This is a genomic window from Arthrobacter sp. Soil736, assembly GCF_001428005.1.
Classification (GTDB): domain Bacteria; phylum Actinomycetota; class Actinomycetes; order Actinomycetales; family Micrococcaceae; genus Arthrobacter.
Genome location: NZ_LMSB01000001.1, coordinates 315,523 through 341,242 on the forward strand (window position 1 = coordinate 315,523; position 25,720 = coordinate 341,242).

The following is a 25,720-nucleotide window of genomic DNA, read 5'->3' on the forward strand; positions in this document are numbered from 1 at the left end:
TTTCGCGCTTGATATTCCAGATCCGACATATACCTGAAACGGAAAATACAGATTATGAGTGACGAAACCCCCGAGGTTCCCGCGGAGTCCGCAGATGCCACGGAGCCGGTGCTGGAAGGCGACGTGCTGATCGACCGCGTGGAGCAGGTGGACCTCCAGACGGAGATGCAGCGGTCCTACCTGGACTACGCCATGGCCGTCATTGTGGGCCGCGCCCTCCCCGACGTCCGGGACGGACTCAAGCCCGTGCACCGCCGCGTGCTCTACGCCATGTTCGACGGCGGCTACCGCCCCGACCGCTCCTTCAACAAGTGTGCCCGTGTGGTGGGCGAGGTCATGGGCCAGTACCACCCCCACGGCGACACCGCCATCTACGATGCCCTGGTCCGCCTGATCCAGGACTGGACCATGCGCTATCCGCTGGCGCTGGGCCAGGGCAACTTCGGATCGCCCGGCAATGACGGCGCAGCAGCGCCGCGGTACACGGAAACCAAAATGGCGCCCCTGGCCATGGAGATGGTCCGTGACATCGACGAGGAAACCGTCGACTTCCAGGACAACTACGACGGCAAGAACCAGGAACCCACCATCCTCCCGGCACGGTTCCCCAACCTGCTGGTCAACGGATCCTCGGGCATCGCCGTCGGCATGGCCACGAACATCCCGCCGCACAACCTCCGCGAGGTGGCGGACGGCGTCCAGTGGTACCTGGCCAATCCCACGGCGAGCCGGGAGCAGTTGCTCGAAGAACTGCTGCTGCGCATCAAGGGACCAGATTTCCCCACCGGCGCCACCATCCTGGGGCACAAGGGCATCGAAGACGCGTACCGCACCGGCCGCGGGTCCATCACCATGCGCGCCGTGGTCAATGTGGAGGAACTGCAGGGGCGCACCTGCCTCGTGGTCACGGAACTGCCGTACCAGGCCAACCCGGACAACCTCGCCATCAAGATCGCCGAGCTCGTCAAGGACGGCAAAGTCCAGGGCATTGCCGACCTCCGTGACGAGACCTCGGGACGCACCGGCCAGCGCCTGGTGATTGTGCTGAAGCGCGACGCCGTGGCCAAGGTGGTGCTGAACAACCTCTACAAGCACACGCAGCTGCAGGAAAACTTCGGCGCGAACATGCTGGCGATCGTGGACGGCGTGCCGCGCACCCTCAGCCTTGACGCCTTCATCCGGCACTGGGTCACCCACCAGCTCGATGTCATTGCCCGCCGCACGCGGTACCGCCTGCGCAAGGCCGAGGAAGAGGCGCACATCCTGCGCGCCCTCCTGAAGGCCCTGGACATGCTGGACGAGGTCATCGCCCTGATCCGGGCCTCCAACACCACGGAGGCCGCACGCGATGGCCTGATGGAACTGCTGGATATCGATGAGCTGCAGGCCAGGGCAATCCTGGACATGCAGCTCCGCCGGCTCGCCGCCCTGGAACGCCAGAAAATCCAGGACCGCCATGCCGAACTCGAGGCCATGATCGCCGAATTCAACGCGATCCTTGCCTCCGAGGAACGCCAGCGCGAAATCATCAGCACCGAGCTCGCGGAAATCGTGGCCAAGCACGGCGATGACCGCCGCACCAAGATCCTCATGGGATACGACGGCGACATGTCCATGGAGGACCTGATCCCCGAAGAGGAAATGGTGGTCACCATTACCCGCGGCGGCTACGTCAAACGGACCCGGAGCGACAACTACCGCTCGCAGCAGCGCGGCGGCAAGGGCATCAAGGGCGCCCAGCTGCGCGGCGACGACGTCGTAGAGCACTTCTTCGTCACCACCACCCACCACTGGCTGCTCTTCTTCACCAACCTGGGCCGCGTTTACCGGGCCAAGGCCTATGAACTGGCCGAGGCCGGACGCGACGCCAAGGGCCAGCACGTGGCCAACCTGCTGGCCTTCCAGCCGGACGAGCACATCGCCCAGGTGCTGGACCTGAAGGACTACCAGCACGCGCCCTACCTGGTGCTGGCCACCAAGCGCGGGCTGGTCAAGAAGACGCGGCTGGAGGACTACGACACCAACCGGTCCGCCGGCGTCATTGCGATCAACCTGCGGGACGGGGATGAACTCGTGTCCGCCCAGCTGGTTTCCGAGACGGACGACCTCATGCTGGTGTCCCGCAAGGGTCAGTCCATCCGCTTCACCGCCACCGATGATGCACTCCGCCCCATGGGCCGGGCCACGTCGGGCGTCACGGGCATGAAATTCCGTGAGGATGACGAGCTCCTCGCGGCGAACGTCATCACCGACGGCTCCTACGTCTTCATCGTGACCGAAGGCGGCTACGCCAAGCGCACCGCCGTCGAGGAGTACCGTCTCCAGGGACGCGGCGGCCTGGGCATCAAGGTGGCCAAGCTCGCCGAGGAACGCGGCGACCTGGTCGGCGCCCTCATCGTCCAGGAGGAAGATGAAGTCCTCGTGGTGATGGGCGGCGGCAAGGTGGTCCGGTCATCCGTGGCAGGCGTGCCCGCCAAGGGCCGCGACACCATGGGAGTCATCTTCGCGAAACCGGACAAGCACGACCGCATCATCGAAGTGGCGCGCAATAGCGAACGCGGCATCGAGGGAGAGGAATCTCCGGAGGATGACGTAACGTTGGCTGAAGATGCCGGACCAGTAGACGGGTCCGCAGAGGCAGAAACAGCAGAGGCAGAGTCGGCAACCGCCACAGCATCCGAGGATGCGGGCAGCGACGCCGAGCTGAACGAAGACAACACCGGAGGTAACGAGTGAGTAATTCCGACTCATTTCCCAAGCCGAGCAGCAATGGTCCCGGCGGGATACGGCAGCCGGCATCCGCTCCCCGAGTGAATGCCCCGGTGCGTCCGCAGCAGAGCCCGGGCACGCCGTCGGGCCTTCCGGGACAGCGCACTGCTGCCCCCGGGCAGCGTCCGGCCGACGCGGGCCAGCGGCCCGCGCAGGGGCAGCGCCCCGCGGCTCCCGGACAGCGGCCTGCGACGCCGGGACAACGCCCGGCCGCCCCGGGCCAGCGGCCCGGCCAGAGCGCTCCCGGCCTGGTCAAGCCTGCGCCGAAGGCCAAGGTCCGGCGCGCGCGGCTGCTGGTCAGCAAGGTGGACCCCTGGTCGGTGCTGAAGATGGCGTTCCTGCTGTCCGTGGCCCTCGGCATCGTCACGGTGGTCGCCGCCATTGTGCTGTGGACGGTCCTGGACCTCACGGGAATCTTCGACCAGGTGGACAGCCTCCTGGGAACGCTGGCCGGCTCCGAGGGCGGCGGCTTTGAACTGAAGAAGGTCGCGTCCCTGGGCCAGGTGGCTTCCTTCGCCACCATCATCGCCGTGGTCAACGTTGTTCTGCTGACGGCCCTGTCCATGCTGTCCGCGGTGCTGTACAACATTTCGGCGACCCTCGTGGGTGGCATCGGCGTCACGCTGACGGACGACTAAAAAGCCCGCAATTCCGCGGAAAAACTCCGGTGGAATGCCTCGATTTGAGATCGGGCCGGGATGTGCTGTAAAGTCATGTCTCGGCCCGATGAGGCATCGGGGCGTATAGCTCAGGCGGTTAGAGCGCTTCGCTGATAACGAAGAGGTCCCAGGTTCAAGTCCTGGTACGCCCACGGAACCTGCACAGGTTTCAGGTAGTTTAGGTGAGATTCGAATGGATCTGGCCGGAACGGGGTGCATGTGAAGAAGTTGCTGGCTATTGCAGCTGCGATCGCAGGCGTCCTGCTCTACAAGAAGGTGCAGGAATCCGAAGCCCGGAAAACGGTCTGGAGTAAGTCAACCGATACGGTTGAATAGTCCGGATCCCCGGTACGGCAGCTGGTCAGACGGCCTCCGGAACTAGGGTATGATTGACGGGTTGCTTCTTATGGGGGCATGGCGCAATTGGTAGCGCACCTGCTTTGCAAGCAGGGGGTTCGGGGTTCGAGTCCCCGTGCCTCCACCCATAAGAAAGTCCCGGCCAGGAATGGCCGGGACTTTTGCTTTAACCGGGTTGCGGCAGGCCCAGCCAACGGCATCCGCTGCGCCCGGCCAGCGGGCTCCGGCGGTATAAGGCGGGCTCGATCAGTGGCCGCAGCACATTACGGTGGAACCGTGAACTTTTTCCTTGCAGCCTTGGGTGTCCTCGGCGTCGCTTCGTCGGGGCCGCTCATCGCTGCAACACTCGGTGCAACCACGGTGAGCGCCCTCGCCATCGCCTTTTGGCGCAACGCGATCGGCGCCGCCGTCATGGCCTCTCCCACGCTGATCAGGGAGCCCAGTCAGTTCGGCCGCATCACCGGCAAGGAGTTCCGCTGGTCGCTCATTGCGGCGGTGGCACTGGCCCTCCACTTCGCGTGCTTCATCACGTCCCTGCAGCTGACCTCGGTGGCTGCTGCCACTGCGCTGGTCTGCCTGCAGTCAGCCTGGATTGCCGTCATCCAGCTCCTGCGCGGTGTGAAGCACCGCTGGCAGGTCCTGGTGGGGCTCGGGATAGCCTTCGGCGGGGTGGTGGCCATCACCGGCTTCGATATGGGGGCCTCCCCCGAGGCGCTGCTGGGCGACCTGCTGGCGATGGCAGGCGGCCTTCTGGCCGGGATCTACACGCTGGCAGGCGGGAAGGCCCGCCAGAGCATGACCACGGGAACTTACACCGCGCTCTGCTACGGCATGTGCGCCGCGCTGGTGGCGGTGCTAGCACTCTTCACCGGCCAACCGCTGGTAGGGTTCGACGCCGGCGGCTGGCTGGGGATCATAGCGATCACCGTCTGTGCCCAGCTGGTGGGGCACACGGCCTTCAACCACCTGCTGGCCACCATGAGCCCCCTGCGCGTCTCGATGATCATCCTCCTCGAGATCCCCGGTGCCGCCCTGCTCGCGGCCTTCTTCCTGAATGAGACGCTGCCGGCCGGAACGTATGGCGGACTCGCGCTGATCCTGGTGGGGCTCGCCGTCGTCGTCATGGGTCAGAGGAACGGCAAGGCGGGACGCGGCGGGCCCGCGGCAGAGCGCCCGCTGGCGGAGCTGGGAACTGACTGAGCGGGCTGGCTTGAATCCCGCCTGAGGCTACTGCCCGCCGCGGCGGGCGGGCTGGCTGGTGTTCACGGTGTGGATGGCGCGCAGCAACTTGGCCGGGAAGTACACCGAGAAGAACACCACCATGGGTGCCTTCAGGGCCATCTTCTTCACGTTATGGGCCTTGTACGTGCGGTCGAAGCGGCTCACGTAGTAGCGGTAGTCGCGCGGCGAGTCTTCCAGCCGGCGGGCCGACATTCCCGAAACCATCTGCGGCCAGTACTGGACCTTGAGGTCGTGGTCGGCCAGATGCAGGGAGAGATCGATGTCCTCGTGCATCTCGTCCTTCTCATCACGGCAGGTCTCGTCCCGGATTGTCTCCCAGGCAGAGCGCCGAAGGGCCATGTTCGATCCGAACAGGAAGTGGTACTGGTGCTTGGCCAGTTTCAGCATCAGCTGGCGCATCTTGTCGTCGGCCTTGAGGCCGAAACGGCGCATGGGCATGTCGTAATAGACCACGGGCCCCGTGGCGGCCTGCGTGGACGGCTCCGCAAACGCCTTCTGCACCTGCTCCACCCAGTCGGGTTCCACTACGGAGTCCGCGTCGATGCGTCCCAGGATTTCACCGGTGGCGTGGTCGAGGCCAAAGTTGCGTGTGGGGATGAGGCCCTGGCTCGCGTCCTGGCTGAGCAGGATGATGGGGCTCTCCGGGTACTCCTGCTGCATCTGCAGCACGATCGCGGCCGTGCGGTCCTTGGACATGTTGTCCACCACGATGATCTCGTGTGTGGGAACAGACTGGTACACCGCGGCGATGAGGCACTGCCGGATGACGCTTTCCTCGTTGTATGCCGGTATGACGATTGATACGCCCGGCGGTTGCGGAGCGTCAGGCGGGGCGTCCTCGGAAGATCTATCGGGTGACATCACCTTAAATCTAGCACCGATAGTTTTCGTCACAGTTGGTTCGGGCGGGTCCCAACCCGTCCCGGCGGTTGCGGCCTGGCTCCGGGCCGATACGACAGGAGGGGCCCCGCACCAGGCGGGACCCCTCCGGCTGCACGCCGTTGCCGGCGTGACGCTGTCACTTACGTCGTTACTTGTCGGCGGGCTTGTTCGCGCCGTTCTCCATGTTGGCGGCAATGTTCTTGACCGCGGTCTTGGCGTCCGTGGGAACTGTGCCGGCGCTGCCTTCAGCATCCTCGGCGACGTGCTTTGCCTTGTCGGCGTCCTCCTCGGCATCGCTGGACGCTGCCGCTGCCGCCGCCGAACCAGCCGCGGTCTCGCTGACCGTGGCTGCGGGAACCGGAGCGGGCGTTTCAGCCGCCGGCGCAGACGCTTCCGGCGTTGACGGGGCCGGGGTGACGGGTGCCGGGGTTTTCCAGGGATCCTCCACAGGCTTGGAAGCCTTCCAGGCAGCGACGCCTGCGGCCACGGCTGCAGCGATCACTCCGACAATCAGGAGCCCCCGCTTCTTGGGCTTCTCCGGCTGCACCAGCGCCTTGCCGGTCACTGCCTTGCTGGCGTCGGAGGCCGCTGACTTCAAGTGGCCGCCGGCCACCTGAGCCTGCTCCTGGATGGTGTGGATGATGCCGGCGTCGCCGAGCCTCTGGGCCACAGCGTCAACGCGGGCAGGAGCGCTCTCCAGCGTGCGGTGGACTGCCTCCGAGGCGGTCCCGATCTGCTCCGAGAGGCGGGGAAGGTATTCCACCACCACGCGGTCGCGGGCCTGGGCAATGACGGGAGTTGCCTTGTCCAGGGCCTCGTGCAGCCGCGGCGGTGCGCCCTCGACGGCGTCGTGGATCTTGGGTGCCAGCTGGGCCAGCCCGTCCTGCAGGCGGGGTGTCACGGTGGCAACGCCGTCGGCCAGGTTGTGGGCTGCCGATTTGAGCCCCTCCTGGATCTTGGGGGAAGCGGTGTCAAGGCCATGCTGAAGGCGGGGCACAGCCCAATCGACTGCTGCCTCTACCTTGTCTTTCGCGGTCTCTACCGCTGAACTGACCGACAACTCCAGTTCGCGGGCAATACGATCCGATTTCTTCACAACTACCTCCCGATTAATGTGACGGCTCTTTCGCTAGCCTACGTTGATGGTGACCCGGGCTGCTATCGTTCCGGCGGATTCAGGGCGGATTTCACCCAACGCGGAACTGCCTTGCCAGCCCCATTCGCGTTGACCCGCCGTGAAAGAATGGCCCTATGACTGCCACAGCAACTGCAAAAGCAACCATCCACACAAGCCTCGGCGACATCGTCGTGAACCTCTTCGGCAACCACGCGCCCAAGACCGTTAAGAACTTCATTGGACTGGCCACGGGCGAGCAGCCTTGGACGCACCCGGAATCCGGCGAGGACAAGACGGGTACGCCGTTGTACGACGGCACCATTTTCCACCGGATCATCAAGGACTTCATGATCCAGGCGGGCGATCCCTTGGGCCGCGGCGTCGGCGGACCGGGCTACAAGTTCGACGACGAGATCCACCCGGAACTGACCTTCAACGCCCCGTACAAGCTGGCCATGGCGAACGCCGGCATCCAGATGGGCAAGGGAACCAACGGTTCGCAGTTCTTCATCACCACCATCCCCACCGACTGGCTGCAGGGCAAGCACAGCATCTTCGGCGAGGTGGCTGACGAGGAGTCCAAGAAGGTTGTCGACGCCATTGAGGGCGTCCGCACCGGAATGGGCGACCGCCCGGTTGAGGACGTCAAGATCAACAGCATCGACGTCGAGCAGCTCTAACCACACCATGAGCTATGGGATACCGGCGGCGGAGCCGCCCGCACAGATACCCGTGTGCCCCCGGCACCCGGACCGGCCCTCCTATGTGAGCTGCCAGCGCTGCGGGCGCCCGGCATGCCCCGAGTGCCAGCGGGCGGCCGCCGTCGGATTCCAGTGCGTTGACTGCGTCAACGAATCAAAACGTACGACGCCGGCAGCCAGGACCGTCTACGGCGGCGCCGTTGCGTCCGATAAGCCTTTAGTGACGTACGCGATCATTGCCTTGTGTGCGGTGCTGTATGTGCTGCAGTGGCTGATTCCGGGTGATGAGGTCTACCAGAACCTTGCCTTCGCCACCGTCTATGCCACTCCGGAATACGGGGTGTTCGAACCCTGGCGCATGCTGACGTCGGCCTTCCTCCATTCGCAAGGCTTTATCCTGCACATCGTCCTCAACATGTACATGCTGTGGATGTTCGGCCAGGCGCTGGAGCCGCTCCTCGGACGCATCCGCTTCCTTGCCGTGTACCTCCTGTCCGCGATCGGCGGCTCCGTCGGCTATCTCCTGCTGACACCCGGCTACGTTCCGGGCCAGCCCCTCACAGGCGTCGTAGGCGCCTCGGGAGCCATCTTCGGACTTTTCGGCGCCATGCTGGTGGTGCAGCGGCACCGCGGCGGAGACACCAGGCAACTGTGGGTGCTCATCGCGATCAACGGCGTCATCGGCTTCTTGGTGCCGCAGATTGCCTGGCAGGCCCACCTGGGCGGCCTGATCACAGGTGGGCTCTGCGCTGCCGCGATCGCCTACGCCCCGCGCGGATCCCGCCGGAGCCTCATGCAGGCGGGCGGCCTCGCTCTCGTCGCGGTACTGCTGGTGGCGGCCACCTGGTACCGCGTCATCGCCGGCTGACCCTCCTACCGGCCAGCTCCGCAGCCTCTCCGAGCGACCGCTCAGGCTCTCTGACGGACCCCTCGGGCTCTCTGACGGACCCCCACAGTTGCTCTGCCCTGCCCAGCGCACCGCGTCTTTCCCCGCCCGAGTCCCTTCCAACGCTTAGTACCATTCCCCGCTTCGTCCGAGGCGGGGTCTTTGGTTTAACGGGTTTTCCACAGGGGTTATCCACATTGTTGGTAACTTACACGGATGTAGTTCAGCTTCCTGAGGCTCAAATTCCGCGCGGACTGGCGGTTCAGGCCGCCGGCGCCTTCGCGAAGTCCACACATGTGGATAAGTGGCGGCGGCGGAGCTGTGGTTAAGTGGACAACTTTCGCCGGATTACCGCGGTCCCCGGCGCCGGAAGGTGAACCACCCCTCAAACGAGGGGCCTGACTGCTGGAGCCGACACCGCCGGGTCATGAAGGCCGGGTTATGCCGGGCAGAACAACAGGTGAAACCATGACTAACCGGGTCGGCCGTCCACATTTTCAACAGGGTTATTCACATTGTTAATAAGTTACAGCCGTGTAGTTCATGACCATCCCAAGCTGTGAAGGCCTACATCGCAGCGATCGCCCACAGATATCCCACAGGTTATCCCCATCTGTGGATAACTTGTGGGTAGCTGCCTGTTGCTAAGTGGATAACTTTCCCCGCGTGTAGTCTCGGATTAGTTGTCAGCCACGTGGACCTCCGGCGGCCGTGGCCCGATGTTGCGAGGAGTAACCGTGAGTAACTACGTCACAGAACACGTCTTCCTGGACAAGCAACACCCTGCAGCCTGGCGGGCGTTGAACGGCCTGGGGCTCAAGGCCAAGGAAGCCGCCCTTGAGGCCGGTTTGGACCCCAAGGTCATCGAACTGCTGCACGTTCGCATCTCGCAGATCAACGGCTGCGCCTACTGCCTGGACATGCATGTGGCTGACGCCCTGAACGGCGGCGAAACGGTGCAGCGGATCGCTGTCCTGTCGGCCTGGCGCGACACCGCCCTGTTTGACGGGACGGAGCGTGCCGCCTTGGCCCTGGCAGAGAGCATCACTAGCCTTCCTGATGCCCGGGAGCGGGCCCTGGAGGACGGCTATGCAAGGGAACACCTGTCTGCCGAGCAGTACTCGGCAGTCAGCTGGTTGGCCATTGCCATGAATGCGTTCAACCGGGTGTCGATCACCAGCCAGCACCCGGTGCGCCGCAAGCAGGAGTAGTCACGCAACGTTTTCCACAGACTTTCCACAATTGTTAATAACCCGGTGTCGGATCAATGGTGGCAGGGAAGGCCTTGGCGCGGCTTTCAGGGCGGCCCGCGGTCCGGGACTTATCCACACTGTGGATATCTTTACCAACATGTGTGGACGGCGCTGGTGGTCGTGAACAGGTTGGCGGCGGCGAACAGGGGGTACGGCTAGCGCCAGACTCCGGACGTGCCCCTGCGGTGGCTGTCCACGAGGTGCGTGTCCACCATGCCGATGGCCTCCATGAGGGCAAACATGGTGGTGGGGCCGACGAAGGCGAAGCCCTTTTTCCTCAGCGCCTTTGACAGCGCGATGGACTCCGGCGAGGTCGTCGGCACGTCGGCGTGAGTAACAGGCTCAGGAGTGGAGGCAGGCTGAAACTGCCAGACGAAGTCCACCAGCCCGCCTTCGGCACGCAGGGCAATGGTCGCCTGGGCGTTGGTGATGGCGGCGCGGATTTTGAGCCTGTTGCGGACGATGCCCGGATCCTGAAGCAGCCGTTCGACGTCGGCTTCGGTAAAGGCGGCAACCGTCTCGGGATGGAAATCGTGGAAGGCCGCACGGAAGGCGGGACGCTTGCGCAGGATGGTGGCCCAGGACAGGCCGGCTTGGAACGCCTCCAGGCTGATGCGCTCGTAGAGGCCCTGTTCGTCCCGGACGGGCAGGCCCCACTCGGTGTCGTAGTACTCGCGCATGAGGGGGTCCGACGAGGCCCACAGCGGACGTGCCAGGCCATCGTCGCCGATGATGATGCCTTCCACAGTCATGAAGTGGCGCGGGTCAGGAACGCCAGCGGGTGGTCATCAGGAAGCCGGCGATGGCGATGCCGAAACCGGCCAGGATGTTCCAGGATTGCCATGCCTGGACGGGAAGCTGCCCTTCGCTGATGTAGAACGTGATGATCCACAGCAGGCCGATGATCATCAGCCCGAACATTACCGGCTTAAACCAGACGGGGTTCGGCTTGTAGGCCTGGGCGGAGACCGGCTCGGCCGCGCGGGAAGTCTTCTTACGTGGCTTTGACTCGGGCACATGTCCTCCTTGGCGGGCTGAATCAAGAGTGTGGACCGCGGCTTGATATCCTGCAGGAAGGAAATCGCCGGCGGTCGGGGCGCTCTTGGTCAAGTCTGAAGTCTTACTAGCAGCCAATTCTAGCTGTAGTTCAGGCCACACCGGCGCCCGCCGCAACCGCCTTGGAGGAGAACGCGTGGTACTGCAGGAGAAGGTGGCGCCCGCCGCCGCGCCGGCCACCGGCGTCGTGATCCTGCGTAAAGCAGTCCAGATCTTCGGCGAGCTGCTCATCACGGTCGGCATTGTGCTCCTCCTCTTTGTCGCGTGGCAGCTGTGGTGGACCAATGTGGCTTCGGACGCCAAGCAAAGCGAAGTGATCAAAGACTTCGCCCGGGAACTGGGCGGGCCCGTCACTCCTGCACCGGTCCCGAGCCCGTCGGCGTCCATGCCCGGCACCACGGATTACGGCACGCCTGCCGTGGCCAAGGCTCCGGGGCACGGCGGCACAATCGGCATCATGTACATCCCCCGTTTCGGTGAAAACTACACCCGGCCCATTGTCGAGGGAACCACGGCGGACGTGCTGGACACCCTTGGCCTGGGCCATTACGGCAACACGTCCATGCCCGGTGCGGTGGGGAATTTCGCCGTCGCCGGCCACCGGCAGACGCACGGTGCCGTCCTGGACAACATCCACACGCTGGTGCCGGGCGACAAAATCTATGTCCAGACACGCGACGGCTACTACGTCTACGTATTCCGGAACAACCGGATCGTGATGCCCACCGACGCCGACGTCCTCCTGCCCGTGCCGTCGCAGCCGGGCGTCAGGCCCACGGAAAGCTTCCTCACGATGACCAGCTGCAACCCCCGGTTCGGATCCCAGGAACGGATCATCGCGTACTCCCTGCTGGACCACTGGCAGCCGGCGTCCGCCGGACCGCCAGCGGAAATCGCAGCCCAGGTGGCTCGCGCCCGGGGGGAAGGCTGACATGTACGGCTGGATATTCCGTCACCTGCCGGGCCCCCTCTGGCTCCGCATCATCACCTCAGTGGCGCTGATCGCCGGTGCCCTGTTCCTGATGGTCGAGTTCCTGTTTCCCTGGATGTCCCAGTTCACACAATTCACCGACTCAACGATTGGTGCGGCAAGCAACCCATGAGAACAACCAAGATCCTCGTCGTGGACAACTACGACAGCTTCGTCTACACCCTGGTGGGCTATCTCCAGGAGCTCGGCGCCGAAACCACGGTAGTCCGCAACGACGACGTGACGCTTGCCGAGGCGATCGAAATGGCCGAAACGCGCGACGGCGTCCTCATCTCGCCGGGTCCGGGCTCGCCGGCCGAGGCAGGCGTCTGCATCGAGCTGATCAAGTGGTGCGGGGACCACAGCAAGCCGATGTTCGGCGTTTGCCTGGGGCATCAGGCCCTCGCCGAGGCCTACGGCGGGATCGTGACGCACGCGCCGGAGCTCATGCACGGCAAGACATCGCTGGTGCAGCACGACGGCTCCAGCGTCTTCGCCGGACTCCCCTCCCCCGTCACCGCCACGCGCTACCACTCGCTGGCCGCCGTGCGGGAGTCCATCCCCGACGTCCTCGAAATCACCGCCGAGACCGCCAGCGGCGTCGTCATGGGGCTGCAGCACCGCACCGCCCCGCTGTGCGGCGTCCAGTTCCACCCGGAATCGGTCCTCACCGAAGGCGGCTACCAGATGCTGGGCAACTGGCTCGAGTCGCTCGGCATGAAGGGTGCGGCCGAACGGGCGGCCAAGCTCAGCCCGCTCATCCAGCACTAGCACTCCGGGCGGCCTGCTGGCGGGGCGGCCTACGCCTGCGCGACGTGGCCGGTCAGCCCGAGTCGGTCAGCCCAGGTCGGTCAGCTCTTGGTCGGCGACGGGCTGGCTGACGGGCTGGGCGTGGGCTTCGGTTCCGGAGCCTTTGAAACTGTCACGGTGATGGACTTTCCCTGTTCCACGAGGGCGTTGAGGGGATCACTCTGACCGGTCACTTTGCCCGGGACAACCTGGGAGTTCTCCACCTCCATGATCACCGCGGTCAGGCCGATCGCCTTGAGCGCGGCCTCGGCTTCGGCCCGCGTCATGCCGCGCAGCTCGGGCATAGACACTTTGCCGGTGGAAACCACAATCTCCACGGTGCTGCCGACGGCCACCTGCTGGCCCGGAGCCGGCTTGGTGGTGATCACGAGGCCTCCGGGCACCGTTGCGCTGTTGGCCATGGTGGTGGAGGGCGCCCCCACCAGCCCGGCCTGGCGCAGGATGTCCCGGGCGGCGGCTTCCGTCCGTCCCGGCAGCGTCTCCGGGATTTTGACGGCACTTGGACCCGCCGAAATATTCAGGGTCACTTCAGAATCCGGTGCCAGCGACGATCCCGCCGGCGGCTCGGTGCCGATGGCAGTGCCCTTCGCGATGGTGTCGTGCTGCACGCGCTTGATCTGGGGACGCAATCTGGCGTCGTACAGCAATTGCAGGGCTTCAGTTTCCGTGCGGGCCTCCACCGAGGGGATGGCGATCCTGACCGGCTCCGCTGGCGGCTGGTTCATCATGTTGTACAGCCACAGGCCGCTTCCTGCCAGAACCAGGAGCGTGAAGATCACAAATGTGGCGATCCAGGCGCGACGGCGGGACTTCTGCACCCCGGTGCGCTCCCGTTCACGGGGAAGGCCAAGGGGCAGGTCGTCCTGCTCCGCCGTCTCATAGACTGACGTAGCCTCCGCCGGCAGCACGGCATCGTCTCCGGTGCCGTGCACCGGGCGGAACCGGCCGCCGGGAGCGTCATCCAGGAAGCTGGCGCCGGTTACGGAAAAAGCGGCGGTTGCCGGTGTCCGGTCGGGTTCCGGAATGTGGTCATTGGGGTCGGTTGGCGCGTCACTTGCTGACAGGGCGGGCACGGCGATGCCGTTCTTCGCGGCACGGAGCGCGCGCCGGAACGCGGCCGCATCCTGGAAACGGTCCGCCCGGTCTTTCTGCAGCGCCTTCGCCAGGACGCTGTCCAGAGCTTCGGAAACATCGGGGTTGAAGCTGCTGGCCGGCTCCGGGATCTCGCGAACATGCTGGTACGCCACCGAAACGGGGCTGTCACCAATGAACGGCGGCCGGCCGGTCAGCGTTTCATAGAGAAGGCAGGCTGCCGAGTACAGGTCACTGCGGGCGTCCACGGTTTCGCCGCGGGCCTGCTCCGGGGAGAGGTATTGGGCCGTGCCCACCACTGCCTGCGTCTGGGTCATGGTGGCCGAGGAGTCAGCCATGGCCCGGGCGATGCCAAAGTCCATGACCTTGACCGTGTCCGAGTTCTCGCAGAACATCACGTTGGCCGGCTTGATGTCCCGGTGCACGATTCCGGCCTTGTGGCTGTACTCCAGGGCTGACAGCACACCCAGGGTGTACTCGACGGCCTGGTCAATGGTGATGTCCTTGGACCTGATCAGCTCCCGGAGGGTCTTGCCGGATACGAATTCCATCACGATGTAGGGAACGCGGACCTGATCCTGGGCGTCGCCGGGCACCGCGTGGTCGCCGGTGTCGTAGATGGCCACGATGGAGGGATGGTTCAGGGCCGCGACGGCCTGGGCCTCACGCTTGAACCGGGCCTGGAACTGCGGATCCCGGGCCAGGTCCTGACGCAGCAGCTTGATGGCCACGGTCCGGCCGAGGCGCGTATCCACGCCACGGTGGACGTCGGCCATGCCTCCGCGGCCTATGAGCTCCCCGAGCTCATAGCGCCCGTTGAGGACGCGCTGTGTCGTCACAGGGATGCTGTCCTCCCGGTGCGACGGAGTTCTTGGCGGCGTGGTCACTGCTTACCTTTGGGTTGGAACGGTGCTGGGCGTGGCGCCTGGCGGGGAAACGAGGGGGGCCGCGAGGTGGTAGGTCACCACAGATCCGGACTCGACCTTGCGCCCTCCATCGGGATCGGACCTGACAAAGGTGCCGGCTTGCTGCCCCGGTTCTCCGGCCTCTTCAGCGCCTTTGACCCAGCGGAGCCCGGCCTTTTCGATTGCGGCCTGCACCTCGGCTTCGCTGCTGCCCACGCTGATGTCGGGAACGGAGACCGTTTCGGGACCCTTGGAGTACGTCACCTTGATGGTTTCCCCGACCTGCACCGGCCCGGCGGGATTGATGTCAGTGACGGTGCCGGGGGCCGCCGGATTGGCGACCTCAACGCCGTCCACCTTAAGGCCGAGAGCGATCAGGTCGTTGCGGACCTCGCTGTACTGCCTGCCGAGATAGGCATCGGGAATCAGGTTGATGGCCTCCGGCGTGGTCTCCGTAGGCGACGGCGTGGTTTCCGTTGGGGTTGCCGACGTTGCCGACGGCGTCGGGCTGGCACTCGTTGAAATGGTGCGGCTCGGGGTGCCCGACGCGGTGCCGGCAGGGGTCTTCGGGAACAGGATGCCGGCCTGGGTCAGCAGGACGCCCACGAGCGCGAACAGGACCAGCAGGATCAGCGCGATCAGCGGCCAGGTCCAGGGACTGCGCCCGCGCCGCTGCGGCTCATCCGCCGGTTCGTCGTCGTACTGTTCCTCTTCCTGGATCCAGCTGCGCTCGGCGGCCAGGGCGTCGGCACGCGAGAGCGTGCTGCCGGCCCGCGTAGCCGTTTCCTCGCCGGCTTCGGCTCCTGCTGCCGCGGCAGCACTTCCCGCGGCAGCGCCAGCGGCCGCGGCGCCCAGCACCGGGAGTGCGGACGTCGCCGTCGTCGAGCTTTTCTCCGTGCCAATGACGCCGGTGGGAGCCGTGTGCGTCTTGACCGGCGCTGTGATGGGGCCGGTGGCGCCTTCGAACAGCAGCATTCCGGGAACGGCGGCCTGGGCCGCGGGGATGTCGCCGTTGCGGATTGCCTCGGCGGCCTCGGACAGTTTGATGGCATTGGCCGGGCGGTTCTTCGGGTCCTTGGCCAGCATGGACATCAGCAGGGCCCGGACCGGCTTCGGAAGGGTCTCCGGCAGCGGCGGCGGGGCGTCATTCACCTGCGCCAGTGCAATGGCGATCTGGGATTCACCGGAGAACGGCCGGTGGCCCGAGAGGCATTCGTAGCCGATCACGCCGAGTGAATAGATGTCCGAAGCGCCGGTGGCCGTCTGGCCCGTTGCCTGTTCGGGAGCCAGGTACTGTGCGGTTCCCATCACCTGGCCCGTCTGCGTCAGCGGCACCTGGTCGGCCAGTCGGGCGATGCCGAAGTCGGTGACTTTAACCCGACCGTCGGGGGTGATCAGCAGGTTTCCCGGCTTGATGTCGCGGTGCACCAGCCCCTGGGCATGGGCTACCGACAGCGCGCGGGCCGTCTGGGCGATCATGGACAGCGTGCGGTCCGGCGAGAGGACCTGTTCGTGTTCGATGATGCTGCTCAGCGGCTGGCCGGGGACCAGCTCCATGACGAGGTAGGCCGACCCCTCCTCCTCGCCGTAGTCGAACACATTGGCGATGCCGACGTGGTTGAGCAGGGCGGTGTGGCGGGCCTCGGCACGGAAGCGCTGGAGGAATCCGGGATCGCCCGTGTACTCCTCTTTGAGCACCTTGATCGCCACGATCCGGCCGAGGATGAGGTCCTTGGCCTTCCAGACTTCGCCCATGCCGCCGATCGCAATACGCGTGGTCAACTGGAATCTGCCGCCGAGGGTGATTCCTGATGTAGGCCTCACTTATTCAACACCGCCTCAAAAATCTTCTTTGCGTTCGGACTGGTTAGCTGTGCGCCGGTGGAGATGTCCACGCCTTGCATGACGATCGTGACAGACACCTGCGGGTCGTTGGCCGGGGCGAACCCGGTAAACCAAGAATTGTTCAATCCGCCGGTCCCGAGTTCGGCGGTGCCGGTCTTGCCGGCGACCTGCACACCCGGGACTGCGGCGCCGGCGCCGATGCCCTCGCTCACAACGCTGGTCATCCACTGGGTGATCTGGCCGGCGATTTCCGGCGTGGTGGAGGTCCTCAGGGCTGTGGGTTTCGGTTCGTCGATGACGCGAAGGTCCGGCGAGCGTACGGCCTTGATCAGGTTGGGAGCCATCTGGACTCCGCCGTTGGCGATGGCCGAAGTCATCAGCGCGATCTGCAGCGGTGTGGCGCGGACGTCCCGCTGTCCGATGGCGGACTGGGCCAGTCCGGCGTCGTCCAGGTTCTTTGGGAAAATGCTCTTTTGATAGTCGAGCTTGAGCTGGTCGCCGAGTTCCTGGCCCCAGCCGAACTTGGCTGCCTGCTCGGCGATCGCGTTCTCCCCGAGGTCGAGGGCGATCCTGGCAAACGGTGTGTTGCAGGACTGCTGGAGCGCGAAGGCGAAGCTGGCGGTGTTCCGGGTGTAGCAGTTGCCGCCGGCGTAGTTGGGCAGCTTGTACTGGATGCCGGGGAAGGACATCTCTGCCGGATTGGGCAGCTGGCTGTCCGCGTTGTACTTCCCTGAGCCCAGGGCTGCCGCAGTGTCCACGAGCTTGAAGACCGAGCCCGGGGCCAGGACGGCGCCCGTGGGGCCGCTGACAGACTGGTTCAGGTTGACCCCGGGGACCTTGATGATCTCGTTGTAGGCAGCCTGCTCTTTGGCCGCGTCCTGGGTGGCGATCTGGTTGGGGTTGTAGGACGGTTTGCTGACCATGGCAAGGATGTTGCCGGTCTTGGGATTCGTGACCACGATCGAACCGCGCTGGCCGTCCGGAATGAGGTCGTAGGCCAGCTTCTGGATCTTGGGGTCGATGGTCAGCTCCACGGAGGCACCCTTGGGCTGGTTGCCCAGGAAGAGCTGCCCGATGCGGTCCAGGAATTGCTGGTCCGAACTGCCCGCGAGCTGGGCGTCCATGGCGCGTTCGAGCCCGGTCACTCCGTAGTTCTTGGAGAAGTAGCCGGTGATGCCGGCGTAGAGCTCGGGCTGGGTGTAGGTGCGCTGGAATTTGCACGTCTCGCTGCCCGGCACCGACTCCGCAATAGGAGCGCCTGCCACGAGGATGGCCCCGCGGTCATTGCAGTAGTTCTGCAGGATGGCGCGCTTGTTCCAGGCGTTGGCCTTGAGTTCGTCGGCGCCAACCACCTGGACGTAGCTCAGGGCGCCGAAGATCAGGGCGAACATGGCGATCGCGGCAATCCACGAATGTCGTATGGCCTGGTTCACAGGTGTTTCACCGCCTCGGTGGGAGCGTCTGGAAGGACTTGCGTGGCGTTCCTGCCCGGCCGTCCGCCGGCAGCGAGGGCCGGCTTGGTTTTCTTCGCCTCGGGAGCCCCGCCCGGCTGCAGGGGCGTCGTGTCCACCGGTCCGCGGGCCGTGTGCGAGATCATCAGCAGGAGGCCCACGATGATCCAGTTCGCCAGCAGGGAGGAGCCTCCGGCCGCGAGGAACGGTGTGGTGAGGCCCGTCAGGGGGATGAGCCGGGTCACGCCGCCGATGACCACAAAGCATTGCAGTGCCACGGCGAAGGAGAGGCCGCAGGCCAGAAGTTTGCCGAAGGCGTCGCGCGTGCCGAGCGCTGCCCGGAAGCCGCGGGTGAACAGCAGCAGGTACATCAGGACAATGGCGAAGAGCCCGATCAGGCCCAGTTCCTCACCGAAGGACGCGATGATCATGTCGCTGTTGGCAAACGGCACGAGGTTGGGGCGGCCCTGGCCGAGGCCGGTGCCCACCAGCCCGCCGCTGGCCATGCCGAACAGACCTTCCACGATCTGGCCGCTGCCGCCGGGAGACCGGCCGAAGACTTCCTCCGTAAACGCGTTGAGCCAGGCGTCGATGCGGAGTGCGACGTGCGAAAAGACCTTGGAGGCCACAAAGCCGCCGCCGAGGATCAGGGCCAGGCCGATGACCACCCAGCTGATCCGGCTTGTGGCCACGTAGATCATCACGATGAAGAGGCCGAAGAAGAGCACGGAGGATCCGAGGTCGCGCTGGAAAATGAGCACGCCGATGCTGACGAGCCACGCGGTGATCATGGGGCCCATGTCCTTGAACCGCGGGAACTGGAGCGGGCCGATCTTGCGTCCGGCCAGCATGATGAGATCGCGGTTGGACGACAGATAGCCGGCGAAGAATATTGCCAGCGTGATCTTGGCGACCTCGCCGGGCTGGAAGGTCATGGGACCGAGCCTGATCCAGACGCGGGCACCGAGGATTTCGCCGGCGGAGATGCCCGGAACCAGCGGCAGGATCAACAGCAGCGCACTGACGGCCAGGGAAATGTAAGTGAAGCGCCGCAGTATGCGGTGATCCTTGAGGAACCAGATCACCGCGATGGCGACGGCCATGGCGATCAGCGTCCAGCGGAGCTGGTTGTTGCCGGTGTCTTCTCCGGGAGCGTCCAGACGGTGGATCATGGCCAGGCCAAGCCCGTTGAGGGCCACCACGAGGGGAAGTATTACCGGATCCGCATATTTTGCCCGAAAGCGGAGGACTACGTGGAAGACGAGGGCCGCCACCGCCAAAAGGCTCGATTGGAACCAGAAGTCGGTATCAAGTGCGGTTTGCCCGTCGACGCTGATCAGCGCGTTGGCGCCGATGCTGACCGACAGGGCCAGCAACAGCAGCAGCAGCTCCACGTTGCGCCGGGGTTTGGGCATGGTCTCGGCGATGGTCATTGGCCCGCCTCACAGGTCGCGGTAGGGGTCGGCGCGGCAGACGCCCCGGCCGTCGCGGTCGGCCTCGGGGTGCTGGTCGCCGTGGGTCTTGGGGTGGCCGCAGGCGTCGTGCGTGTGGCACGCGGCGACGCGGAAGGGGTCGGCGACGGAGTGATGCATTCGTCCGAGGGGGCAGTGGTGCCCGTGCGTTCAAGGTTCTTGACGATGCGCTGGGCGTCGTAGAGATCGCGCGCGGGAACCGTCTGGCGGACCCGCTGCTGGGAGAACTGCGGCAGGGAATCCATCCGGATATCCGTGACTGCCTCCAGGGTGGACAGCTGGATGGGGCCGAGGCGCTGTGAAACGCCGTTGAAGATGGCCACCCGCTGATCGAACTCGCCGATGTAGTAGCGGGTCTGCGTCCAGGCGTACCCGAGCCACAGGCCCACGGCGAGGACCACAAGCGCCGCCGCCGCGATTCCCATGGTGATCCAGCGCCGCGGACGGCGCTCGGGCCCCGGTTCTTCGGCGGCCTCGCGGTCCTGCTCGGCTTTGTGGGTGAGGACGGTTGCTGCCCGGCGGGCCACAGTGCGGCCCGCGATGGTGGGAATGGAACCCGATTCGGCTGCCGTTACGGCTGCGCCGACGAGGAGGTGGGGCCTGGACGACAGCTCCTCGCGCAGCACTTCTGCCGACAGGTGTTCGCCCAGATGAGGATCGGTGCTGGTGCCGGGTTCCTTGGCCGTGGCTGATTCGGAACCCTCCGTGGCTGCCGCACCCGTTTCTTCACCCGTTACTTCAGCGGGTTCGGCATCTGTTTTGGGCGCACGTGTGGACCCGGGTGCCGGTGCCGGAACCGGCGTCGCGGGCCCGGCGGCCGGTATCGCGGAGCCGGCCGCGGCTGCCGCGCCAGCTTCGGCGGCGGCAGCGGGCGTTGCCCCGGGTTCCCCGGCGGGAGGAACGACGTCGACGGCGGCCGTTCTGACGTCGTCGGCCGTTTCCTCGACAATTTCCGCCATGACGACGGTGACGTTGTCCGGGGCGCCCGCTTCGAGGGTGAGGTCAACGAGGGTTTCCACGCATTCGCGGAGGTCCTTCGTTTCCCGGACGGTCCGCTCCACGACATGGCCGGCCACGTAGTTCAGGCCGTCGGAGCACAGCAGCCAGCGTTCGCCGGGCTGCACTTCCAGCGTGGCGAGGTCCAGTTCGGGACTCGCGTCAACATCGCCGAGGACGCGCATGAGGACGTTCTTGTGCGGGTGGGTTTCGGCTTCTTCGGGGCGCAGCCGGCCTTCGTCGATCAGCCGCTGGACGAACGTGTGGTCCACGCTGATCTGCTCAAATTCGCCGCCGCGCAGGCGGTAGGCGCGGGAGTCGCCGATGTGGGCGAAGTGAAGCTTGCCTTCGGCCAGCAGCAGGGCTGTCACCGTCGTGCCCATTCCGGCAAGCTTGGGATTGATGTGGACGAGTTCGGAAAGCAGGGAATTGGCCGTCTGGATTTCATCGGCCAGGACGGTGCCGGCATCGCCGTGGTATTCGTCCGTGTCCAGGTGGATCATGTCCAGAACCGTGGCGGCCGAGGCAACATCGCCGCCGGCGTGCCCGCCCATGCCATCCGCCACGACGGCAAGATGCTTGCCCACATAGGCCGAGTCATCATTTTTGGCACGGATGCGGCCGACGTCGGAACGGGCGGCGTAACGCAAAATGAGCGGCCGTTCCGAGGCTGGCGCCTTCTCCGCGGGAATGTCCGGAGCGGCCATGGCTATGGCCTCAATTCGATGACCGTCTTGCCGATTCTCACGGGTACACCAAGGTCCACGGGAAGGGCCCGGGTGAGCTGCTGTTCGGCCAGGTATGTGCCGTTGGTGGAGCCGAGATCCTCAATGAACCACCGGCTTCCCTGCGGGAAGAGCCGTGCATGCCTGCCGGAGGCGTAGTCGTCTTCAAGCACCAAAGTGGCCTCCTGGGCCCGGCCCAGCAGGATGGGGCTCGCAGCCAGGGGCACGGTGGTTCCCTTGAGCGGTCCTTCGGTGACCACCAGTTGGCGCGCCTGCTGCTTGACGGGGGCGGGAGGCGGCTCGGCGAGCTCGGGGTTCTTGCGGACCTGCCGTGCCGTGGGCGCACCGGTGGCGGCCTTGCGGCCGATCATGAGGTCGCGGCGCATGGCGGAGACGATGCTGAAGATGAGTACCCAGAGAAGCAGAAGGAAGCCGAAGCGCAGGGCGGTAATGGTCAGTTCGCTCATGGGCGGCCGCCAGTGTTGGCGGGCAGGAGGCGGAAGATGATTTTGGTCCGTCCCATCGTAATGGTGGAGCCGTCAGTAAGCTCCATGCTGCCGGCCACTTTATGTCCGTTGACGTAGCTGCCGTTGGTGGAACCCAGATCCACGGCCGTGGTGGTGCCGCCGGCAGTCTGGATTTCCAGGTGGCGGCGCGAAACTCCGGTGTCGTCCACCAAAATGTCAGCTTCTGATGAACGGCCCAGGACGATTGAGGGTGCGTTGAGTGAATACCGCTGGCCGTCGATGTCCAGGACCGGCTGCATGCGGACCGGCTGGCGCCTGGGCGCTGCCGGTACGTTGGCGCGGGGCGCAGCCGGTGCGGGAGCGGAGGACTTTTCTGTCTTCGAGGTGATCTCGAAGTCTCCGGCGCGGTGTGCTTCGTCCCGCCGGAAGGAAATCCGGACCGGGCCCTGCAACGTGTACCCCTGGCTGCGGACATGGTTGATCACCACATCGCAGAGTTCCTCGGCCAGCGGGGTACCCCACTCCTGGGCCCGTTGGAAGTCGTCGTCGCTGAGCATCACGTCAAAGACGTTGGGGGCGAGGGTGCGTCCGGCGGCAACGGTGATGGCCTTATGGTCCACTTCGCGGCGCAGGCGGCTGGCGATTTCCACAGGCTCAACCTGGGCCTTGGAACCGGTGGAGAAGACACCGCGGACGGCCTTTTCGATGCCACGCTCGACTTTGTCCAGCAAACCCATGGTCCCTCTCCTTTCCTTGCAGCTGCAGGGCAGCACATCTCGTGGAACTCAACTGGCAACGCAGGTCACAACACAACAGCGGGCCCGCCGGAAGCGGACGCCTATACATCCGATACTACTGGCCACGTCCGTGAATGACCTTAATCCACAACGCGCCGGACGCTCGATTCGTTCATTTCGGCGGCCCTGGTGTTTGCGGGATCACACGCCCTGCGGCGCGGTATCGCCGGGGTTCGGAGGGCGTGGAGGCCTGCTGCGATGCCTGCTCCGATGCCTGTGGACGGGGCCGGTGCGGCACCCCGGATAGGCTCGATTGGCATTTTGCCGGGATTGTCCGTTATGCTTGATCTCGCTGCTTTTACGCGGTTGAAACTCCGGATTCGGGAGCTGAAACCATGTGAAAGAAGTTGCGCGCGAGTGGCGGAACGGCAGACGCGCTGGCTTCAGGTGCCAGTGTCCGAAAGGGCGTGGGGGTTCAAATCCCCCCTCGCGCACGCATCAGAAACACCCCGGTCTTCAGACCGGGGTGTTTCTTTTTGCCCTCGCTCAGCCGCGTATTGCTCAACCGCGGATCAGAAGACGGGCGTGACCAGGGTTCCGTCCGCTGCGTACTGCGCGAGATTCGCAAGCGTGAGTTCGGCCATGGCGGCCCGTGTCTCGATAGTGCCGCTTCCCAGGTGCGGCAGCAGGACCACATTCTCCATCGCCAGCAGATCCTGCGGAACCTTCGGCTCGTCGGCGTAGACGTCGAGGCCCGCGCCGGCCAGCTCACCGGCCAGCAGAGCCGCCACCAGAGCCTGTTCGTCCACAACGGAGCCCCTGGCGATATTAATGAGGTAGCCGTCAGGGCCGAGTGCCCCGATGACCTCACTGTCCACCACGTGCACAGACTCCGGACCGCCGGCGGCTGATTCCCACGCGCTTTCCGCTGGCTTTGGTAGCCGATCATGGTGGCAGTCCCGTCAGGTCACCGCTTGACGCAACTGAACCGGCAGCTGACGGCGGAAGACCTGCACGGCGAGGACCTCATCATGCACTCACCCACGCAGGCGCGCTACTTCTACGACCTGGTGGTCAGCCTGGTGTCCTCGCACCGGACGTTCGTGCACACCGTCAGCCAGATCCTGACCATGATTTTCCTCGTTGCCGCGGGCCGCGGCGTTGCGCTTGTGCCCCAGTCGGCAACCGTCCTGGGCATTGACGGGGTGGAGTACGTCGAGCTGGACGGCTTCGAGGTGGATCCGGTGGAGCTCCACGCCATCTGGATGCGCAACTCCCACAACCCGGCACTGCATCGCGTCCTCGAGGTCATCAACGAACAGGGCGACTAGAACTTCCCGGTGAATGGCGCTACGGAATTGCCTGCGCGTGTATTTTGAGGGGATGGAGGTCCTGGACTGGCTGCTCGACTCTGACCCTTCGATCCGCTGGCAGGTCCTGCGCGACCTCACAGATGCGCCTGCAGAGGACGTGCGCGCCGAGCGGGCCCGCGTCGCTACTGAGGGCTGGGGCGCCCGGCTGCTCGCGCTGCAAGGCGACGACGGACAATGGGACGGGGGCACTTACTTCCCGTCGCCGTTCGATGACTCCGAGACCGGCCAGCCGTGGACCGCGACGACCTACAGCCTGCTGCTCCTGCGCGACTTCGGGCTCGACCCCGGCAGTGACGAGGCCCGCAGCGCGGTCCAACTCGTCCGGGAGAACAGCCGGTGGGAGGAGGGCGGTCAGCCGTTCTTCGACGGGGAAGTGGAGCCGTGCATCAACGGCATGGCGGTGACCCTCGGAACCTACTTCGGCGAGAACGTCGACGGCGTGGTCGCGCGGTTGCTCGGGGAGCAGCTCGAAGACGGCGGCTGGAACTGCGAGGCGGAACGGGGCTCAACACGGTCATCCTTCGGGACGACGATCAACGTGCTGGAAGGGCTTCTGGAACACGAACGCCCCACCGGCGGCTCGCCGGCGTCAGTCGCCACCCGCCGGCGCGGCGAGGAGTACCTGCTCGAGCGCGGACTCCTGCGCCGCAAGAGCACCGGCGAGCTGATCAACGCGGACTGGCTGCACTTCTCGTATCCGACGCGCTGGTTCTACGACGTGCTCCGCGGCCTCGACTACTTCCGGGACGCCGGCGGCGCCCCGGACCAACGCCTCGCCGAGGCAGTCGGTGTGCTGCGCCCGAAACGGCAACCCGACGGCACCTGGCTGTTGGAAAACACCCATCCCGGACGGATCCATTTCGCCATGGAGGACGGCGACGGATACCCGAGCAGGTGGAACACCCTCAGGGCGCTGCGGGTGCTCAAGTGGTACGAGCAGCCGTAGGCCGCTACGTAACCCGTCAGACCTAATCTTCGGTGGCTTCCTCAGCGAGCTCGGCGAGAACGTCGGCGGCGTCACTGTTGCCGGCGGCGGCGAGGCGCCCAAGCTCTTTCAAGTCGCCCTTTTCCGCGGCGAGCTCAACCAGCTGGTCCGCAGCATCGCTGCTGCCGGCGTCGGCAAGTCGCCGCAGCTCCCCGAAATCCTCCCGCTCGGCGGCAAGTTCGACGAGTTCCCCGACGGCGTCGAGGTCACCGCGGGCGGCTCGGTCCCGTAGGGCGGCGAGGTCAGAATCGGACATCGTGAGGACCTTCCATGGAGCTAAATGGACATTCTGCGTTCATAACGGGAGCGGGCGAGTTCGTATGCCTTGCGGAGCATATTCCGCGTAGCCTGAGTCGTCGATGGACCCGGGTTTACAACAGCCAGCCACCCCAGGGATCCGTAGACAGGATGGGCAAATACCGTGTCGGTCACGCTCGGGTCAATGTCATCCGGCTCGCCTGGCTGGTGGCCGGTCCACTCAACGAAGGCCGGCTTCCCGGCAGCGACATTGACGCGGAAGGATCCCGGCCGATCAAGGCGTGACCGCTCATCGTCGGGATAGTTCTTGGTCACGATGGTCGCAAACGGTTGAGTTGCCTTGGGCATGGCGCCGTCCGGCGCGTAATAGAAGAAGACATCACCCCACGCAATTTCGGGCGAGCCGTCTCCCGGGCCAGGCATGACCGCGAGTGTGCCGTCGAAGCTTTTCACGAATTCAATAACCTTATCCATGGTCATGCCTCAAGCGTTGCAAACCGGGACCAGCTCCACAATGAGGGCCGGCCGTTTGGTGGGACTTGGAACCTTACGTGTGACTGTTACCCGAGCGCGAGACCGTGTTCCTCCAGCGCATCCTCGATGATACGGAGCGCCTTCGGACCGACGCCGTGCAGTTTGGATAGCTCCGCACGGGGGACACCTGCGAGCCACCTGGAATAGTCGGCCGCCTGAAACATGAACCGCATGCGGA

Annotated in this window: 27 protein-coding genes and 3 tRNA genes; 15 read left to right on the forward strand and 15 right to left on the reverse strand. The window is 65.3% G+C overall.

Annotation, left to right across the window (positions count from 1 at the left end; genetic code table 11):
- Positions 1–54 precede the first annotated feature (54 nt).
- The 6 genes from gyrA (at position 55) to ASG92_RS28895 (ending at position 4,985) form a co-directional block, all read left to right on the forward strand.
- Entirely contained in the window at positions 55–2,736 is a 2,682-nt protein-coding gene (gene gyrA / locus ASG92_RS01475) for a DNA gyrase subunit A (RefSeq protein ID WP_056623349.1), read from the forward strand.
- Entirely contained in the window at positions 2,733–3,407 is a 675-nt protein-coding gene (locus tag ASG92_RS01480) for a DUF3566 domain-containing protein (protein ID WP_056623351.1), read from the forward strand. The genes gyrA and ASG92_RS01480 overlap by 4 nt, the downstream gene beginning before the upstream one ends.
- Before the next feature lie 99 nt (positions 3,408–3,506).
- A tRNA-Ile gene (locus ASG92_RS01485) sits at positions 3,507–3,580 on the forward strand.
- A gap of 67 nt (positions 3,581–3,647) precedes the next feature.
- The gene (locus ASG92_RS29440) at positions 3,648–3,764 is read left to right on the forward strand and encodes a DLW-39 family protein (protein WP_240986951.1); all 117 of its coding nucleotides are present in this window, start codon (positions 3,648–3,650) and stop codon (positions 3,762–3,764) included.
- A 72-nt stretch (positions 3,765–3,836) separates the two neighbouring features.
- A tRNA-Ala gene (locus ASG92_RS01490) sits at positions 3,837–3,909 on the forward strand.
- Between the two features lie 152 nt (positions 3,910–4,061).
- Complete coding sequence (locus ASG92_RS28895; protein ID WP_056623354.1) at positions 4,062–4,985, forward strand: DMT family transporter; 924 nt, start codon at positions 4,062–4,064, stop codon at positions 4,983–4,985.
- A gap of 27 nt (positions 4,986–5,012) precedes the next feature.
- Here the strand turns inward: ASG92_RS28895 and ASG92_RS01500 are convergent, their stop codons facing one another.
- Both ASG92_RS01500 and ASG92_RS01505 read right to left on the reverse strand, forming a co-directional pair.
- Positions 5,013–5,888, reverse strand: a complete 876-nt coding sequence (locus tag ASG92_RS01500; protein WP_056623356.1) for a glycosyltransferase family 2 protein — start codon at positions 5,886–5,888, stop codon at positions 5,013–5,015.
- Positions 5,889–6,057: 169 nt separating this feature from the next.
- The gene (locus ASG92_RS01505) at positions 6,058–7,005 is read right to left on the reverse strand and encodes a hypothetical protein (RefSeq protein WP_056623359.1); all 948 of its coding nucleotides are present in this window, start codon (positions 7,003–7,005) and stop codon (positions 6,058–6,060) included.
- 155 nt (positions 7,006–7,160) lie between these two features.
- Here ASG92_RS01505 and ASG92_RS01510 point away from each other — a divergent pair, with 155 nt between their 5' ends.
- The 3 genes from ASG92_RS01510 to ASG92_RS01520 all read left to right on the forward strand — a co-directional run bounded on the left by ASG92_RS01510 (position 7,161) and on the right by ASG92_RS01520 (position 9,824).
- Positions 7,161–7,706: a peptidylprolyl isomerase gene (locus ASG92_RS01510; RefSeq protein ID WP_056623362.1), complete on the forward strand. Its 546-nt coding sequence runs from the start codon at positions 7,161–7,163 to the stop codon at positions 7,704–7,706.
- Positions 7,707–7,713: 7 nt separating this feature from the next.
- Entirely contained in the window at positions 7,714–8,595 is an 882-nt protein-coding gene (locus ASG92_RS01515) for a rhomboid family intramembrane serine protease (RefSeq protein WP_056623365.1), read from the forward strand.
- A 755-nt stretch (positions 8,596–9,350) separates the two neighbouring features.
- Positions 9,351–9,824 (forward strand): carboxymuconolactone decarboxylase family protein, encoded by a 474-nt coding sequence (locus tag ASG92_RS01520; RefSeq protein WP_240986952.1) that lies wholly within the window; start codon positions 9,351–9,353, stop codon positions 9,822–9,824.
- Positions 9,825–10,021: 197 nt separating this feature from the next.
- Here the strand turns inward: ASG92_RS01520 and ASG92_RS01525 are convergent, their stop codons facing one another.
- Both ASG92_RS01525 and ASG92_RS01530 read right to left on the reverse strand, forming a co-directional pair.
- Positions 10,022–10,618, reverse strand: a complete 597-nt coding sequence (locus ASG92_RS01525) for a DNA-3-methyladenine glycosylase I (RefSeq protein ID WP_056623372.1) — start codon at positions 10,616–10,618, stop codon at positions 10,022–10,024.
- Positions 10,619–10,631: 13 nt separating this feature from the next.
- Entirely contained in the window at positions 10,632–10,883 is a 252-nt protein-coding gene (locus ASG92_RS01530; protein WP_056623376.1) for a cell division protein CrgA, read from the reverse strand.
- 175 nt (positions 10,884–11,058) lie between these two features.
- Here ASG92_RS01530 and ASG92_RS01535 point away from each other — a divergent pair, with 175 nt between their 5' ends.
- Genes ASG92_RS01535 through ASG92_RS01540 form a run of 3 tightly spaced genes read left to right on the forward strand, consistent with a single transcriptional unit; the run spans position 11,059 to position 12,663 of the window.
- Positions 11,059–11,853 (forward strand): class E sortase, encoded by a 795-nt coding sequence (locus ASG92_RS01535; RefSeq protein WP_056623379.1) that lies wholly within the window; start codon positions 11,059–11,061, stop codon positions 11,851–11,853.
- Position 11,854: 1 nt separating this feature from the next.
- Complete coding sequence (locus tag ASG92_RS29115; protein ID WP_200951851.1) at positions 11,855–12,025, forward strand: hypothetical protein; 171 nt, start codon at positions 11,855–11,857, stop codon at positions 12,023–12,025.
- Positions 12,022–12,663 carry an aminodeoxychorismate/anthranilate synthase component II gene (locus tag ASG92_RS01540; protein ID WP_056623383.1) on the forward strand — a complete coding sequence of 214 codons (642 nt, stop codon included), beginning with the start codon at positions 12,022–12,024 and terminating at the stop codon, positions 12,661–12,663. Before ASG92_RS29115 ends, ASG92_RS01540 begins: the two co-directional genes overlap by 4 nt.
- A gap of 80 nt (positions 12,664–12,743) precedes the next feature.
- Here the strand turns inward: ASG92_RS01540 and pknB are convergent, their stop codons facing one another.
- From pknB to ASG92_RS01575, 7 genes are read right to left on the reverse strand one after another with little or no spacing between them, the layout of a single operon-like run.
- Entirely contained in the window at positions 12,744–14,633 is a 1,890-nt protein-coding gene (gene pknB, locus ASG92_RS01545; protein WP_240986953.1) for a Stk1 family PASTA domain-containing Ser/Thr kinase, read from the reverse strand.
- Between the two features lie 51 nt (positions 14,634–14,684).
- The gene (locus tag ASG92_RS01550; protein ID WP_056623391.1) at positions 14,685–16,523 is read right to left on the reverse strand and encodes a protein kinase; all 1,839 of its coding nucleotides are present in this window, start codon (positions 16,521–16,523) and stop codon (positions 14,685–14,687) included.
- On the reverse strand, positions 16,520–17,977 hold the full coding sequence (locus ASG92_RS01555) for a penicillin-binding protein 2 (RefSeq protein ID WP_056623394.1): 1,458 nt from the start codon (positions 17,975–17,977) through the stop codon (positions 16,520–16,522). The genes ASG92_RS01550 and ASG92_RS01555 overlap by 4 nt, the downstream gene beginning before the upstream one ends.
- Positions 17,974–19,428 (reverse strand): FtsW/RodA/SpoVE family cell cycle protein, encoded by a 1,455-nt coding sequence (locus ASG92_RS01560; protein WP_056623397.1) that lies wholly within the window; start codon positions 19,426–19,428, stop codon positions 17,974–17,976. The genes ASG92_RS01555 and ASG92_RS01560 overlap by 4 nt, the downstream gene beginning before the upstream one ends.
- On the reverse strand, positions 19,425–21,170 hold the full coding sequence (locus ASG92_RS01565) for a PP2C family serine/threonine-protein phosphatase (RefSeq protein WP_056623402.1): 1,746 nt from the start codon (positions 21,168–21,170) through the stop codon (positions 19,425–19,427). Before ASG92_RS01565 ends, ASG92_RS01560 begins: the two co-directional genes overlap by 4 nt.
- A 2-nt stretch (positions 21,171–21,172) precedes the next feature.
- Complete coding sequence (locus ASG92_RS01570; protein WP_056623405.1) at positions 21,173–21,655, reverse strand: FHA domain-containing protein; 483 nt, start codon at positions 21,653–21,655, stop codon at positions 21,173–21,175.
- Positions 21,652–22,392: a DUF3662 and FHA domain-containing protein gene (locus tag ASG92_RS01575; RefSeq protein ID WP_056623408.1), complete on the reverse strand. Its 741-nt coding sequence runs from the start codon at positions 22,390–22,392 to the stop codon at positions 21,652–21,654. The genes ASG92_RS01570 and ASG92_RS01575 overlap by 4 nt, the downstream gene beginning before the upstream one ends.
- 411 nt (positions 22,393–22,803) lie before the next feature.
- Here ASG92_RS01575 and ASG92_RS01580 point away from each other — a divergent pair.
- Positions 22,804–22,886: transfer RNA gene (locus ASG92_RS01580), tRNA-Leu, on the forward strand.
- A gap of 78 nt (positions 22,887–22,964) precedes the next feature.
- On the opposite strand, the gene ASG92_RS01585 is transcribed toward ASG92_RS01580, so the two are convergent.
- A complete protein-coding gene (locus ASG92_RS01585; protein WP_082579235.1) occupies positions 22,965–23,279 on the reverse strand; it encodes an NAD(P)-dependent oxidoreductase in 315 nt (104 codons plus the stop codon).
- Between the two features lie 60 nt (positions 23,280–23,339).
- Between ASG92_RS01585 and ASG92_RS01590 the strand changes: the two genes are divergently transcribed.
- Both ASG92_RS01590 and ASG92_RS01595 read left to right on the forward strand, forming a co-directional pair.
- Positions 23,340–23,723, forward strand: coding sequence for a LysR substrate-binding domain-containing protein (locus tag ASG92_RS01590; protein WP_056623412.1), 384 nt, complete (start codon positions 23,340–23,342; stop codon positions 23,721–23,723).
- 52 nt (positions 23,724–23,775) lie between these two features.
- Positions 23,776–24,711 (forward strand): hypothetical protein, encoded by a 936-nt coding sequence (locus ASG92_RS01595; RefSeq protein WP_056623415.1) that lies wholly within the window; start codon positions 23,776–23,778, stop codon positions 24,709–24,711.
- Positions 24,712–24,733: 22 nt separating this feature from the next.
- On the opposite strand, the gene ASG92_RS01600 is transcribed toward ASG92_RS01595, so the two are convergent.
- The 3 genes from ASG92_RS01600 to ASG92_RS29120 form a co-directional block, all read right to left on the reverse strand.
- Positions 24,734–25,006 carry a hypothetical protein gene (locus ASG92_RS01600; RefSeq protein WP_056623419.1) on the reverse strand — a complete coding sequence of 91 codons (273 nt, stop codon included), beginning with the start codon at positions 25,004–25,006 and terminating at the stop codon, positions 24,734–24,736.
- A 20-nt stretch (positions 25,007–25,026) separates the two neighbouring features.
- Positions 25,027–25,488, reverse strand: a complete 462-nt coding sequence (locus tag ASG92_RS01605; RefSeq protein ID WP_056623422.1) for a DUF6194 family protein — start codon at positions 25,486–25,488, stop codon at positions 25,027–25,029.
- Between the two features lie 80 nt (positions 25,489–25,568).
- Entirely contained in the window at positions 25,569–25,715 is a 147-nt protein-coding gene (locus tag ASG92_RS29120) for a hypothetical protein (RefSeq protein ID WP_200951852.1), read from the reverse strand.
- Between the last annotated feature and the right edge of the window lie 5 nt (positions 25,716–25,720).

What these genes read in the sequence shown, in the direction of transcription:
- ASG92_RS01595 (WP_056623415.1), top strand. Translation starts at nt 23,776, where the DNA reads ATGGAGGTCCTGGACTGGCTGCTCGACTCTGACCCTTCGATCCGCTGG.
- gyrA (WP_056623349.1), top strand. Translation starts at nt 55, where the DNA reads ATGAGTGACGAAACCCCCGAGGTTCCCGCGGAGTCCGCAGATGCCACG.
- ASG92_RS01540 (WP_056623383.1), top strand. Translation starts at nt 12,022, where the DNA reads ATGAGAACAACCAAGATCCTCGTCGTGGACAACTACGACAGCTTCGTC.
- ASG92_RS01565 (WP_056623402.1), bottom strand. Translation starts at nt 21,170, where the DNA reads ATGGCCGCTCCGGACATTCCCGCGGAGAAGGCGCCAGCCTCGGAACGG.
- ASG92_RS01510 (WP_056623362.1), top strand. Translation starts at nt 7,161, where the DNA reads ATGACTGCCACAGCAACTGCAAAAGCAACCATCCACACAAGCCTCGGC.
- ASG92_RS01605 (WP_056623422.1), bottom strand. Translation starts at nt 25,488, where the DNA reads ATGACCATGGATAAGGTTATTGAATTCGTGAAAAGCTTCGACGGCACA.
- ASG92_RS01525 (WP_056623372.1), bottom strand. Translation starts at nt 10,618, where the DNA reads ATGACTGTGGAAGGCATCATCATCGGCGACGATGGCCTGGCACGTCCG.
- ASG92_RS29115 (WP_200951851.1), top strand. Translation starts at nt 11,855, where the DNA reads ATGTACGGCTGGATATTCCGTCACCTGCCGGGCCCCCTCTGGCTCCGC.
- ASG92_RS01560 (WP_056623397.1), bottom strand. Translation starts at nt 19,428, where the DNA reads ATGACCATCGCCGAGACCATGCCCAAACCCCGGCGCAACGTGGAGCTG.
- ASG92_RS01500 (WP_056623356.1), bottom strand. Translation starts at nt 5,888, where the DNA reads ATGTCACCCGATAGATCTTCCGAGGACGCCCCGCCTGACGCTCCGCAA.
- ASG92_RS01515 (WP_056623365.1), top strand. Translation starts at nt 7,714, where the DNA reads ATGAGCTATGGGATACCGGCGGCGGAGCCGCCCGCACAGATACCCGTG.
- ASG92_RS01570 (WP_056623405.1), bottom strand. Translation starts at nt 21,655, where the DNA reads ATGAGCGAACTGACCATTACCGCCCTGCGCTTCGGCTTCCTTCTGCTT.
- ASG92_RS01600 (WP_056623419.1), bottom strand. Translation starts at nt 25,006, where the DNA reads ATGTCCGATTCTGACCTCGCCGCCCTACGGGACCGAGCCGCCCGCGGT.
- ASG92_RS29120 (WP_200951852.1), bottom strand. Translation starts at nt 25,715, where the DNA reads ATGCGGTTCATGTTTCAGGCGGCCGACTATTCCAGGTGGCTCGCAGGT.
- ASG92_RS01590 (WP_056623412.1), top strand. Translation starts at nt 23,340, where the DNA reads ATGGTGGCAGTCCCGTCAGGTCACCGCTTGACGCAACTGAACCGGCAG.
- ASG92_RS01575 (WP_056623408.1), bottom strand. Translation starts at nt 22,392, where the DNA reads ATGGGTTTGCTGGACAAAGTCGAGCGTGGCATCGAAAAGGCCGTCCGC.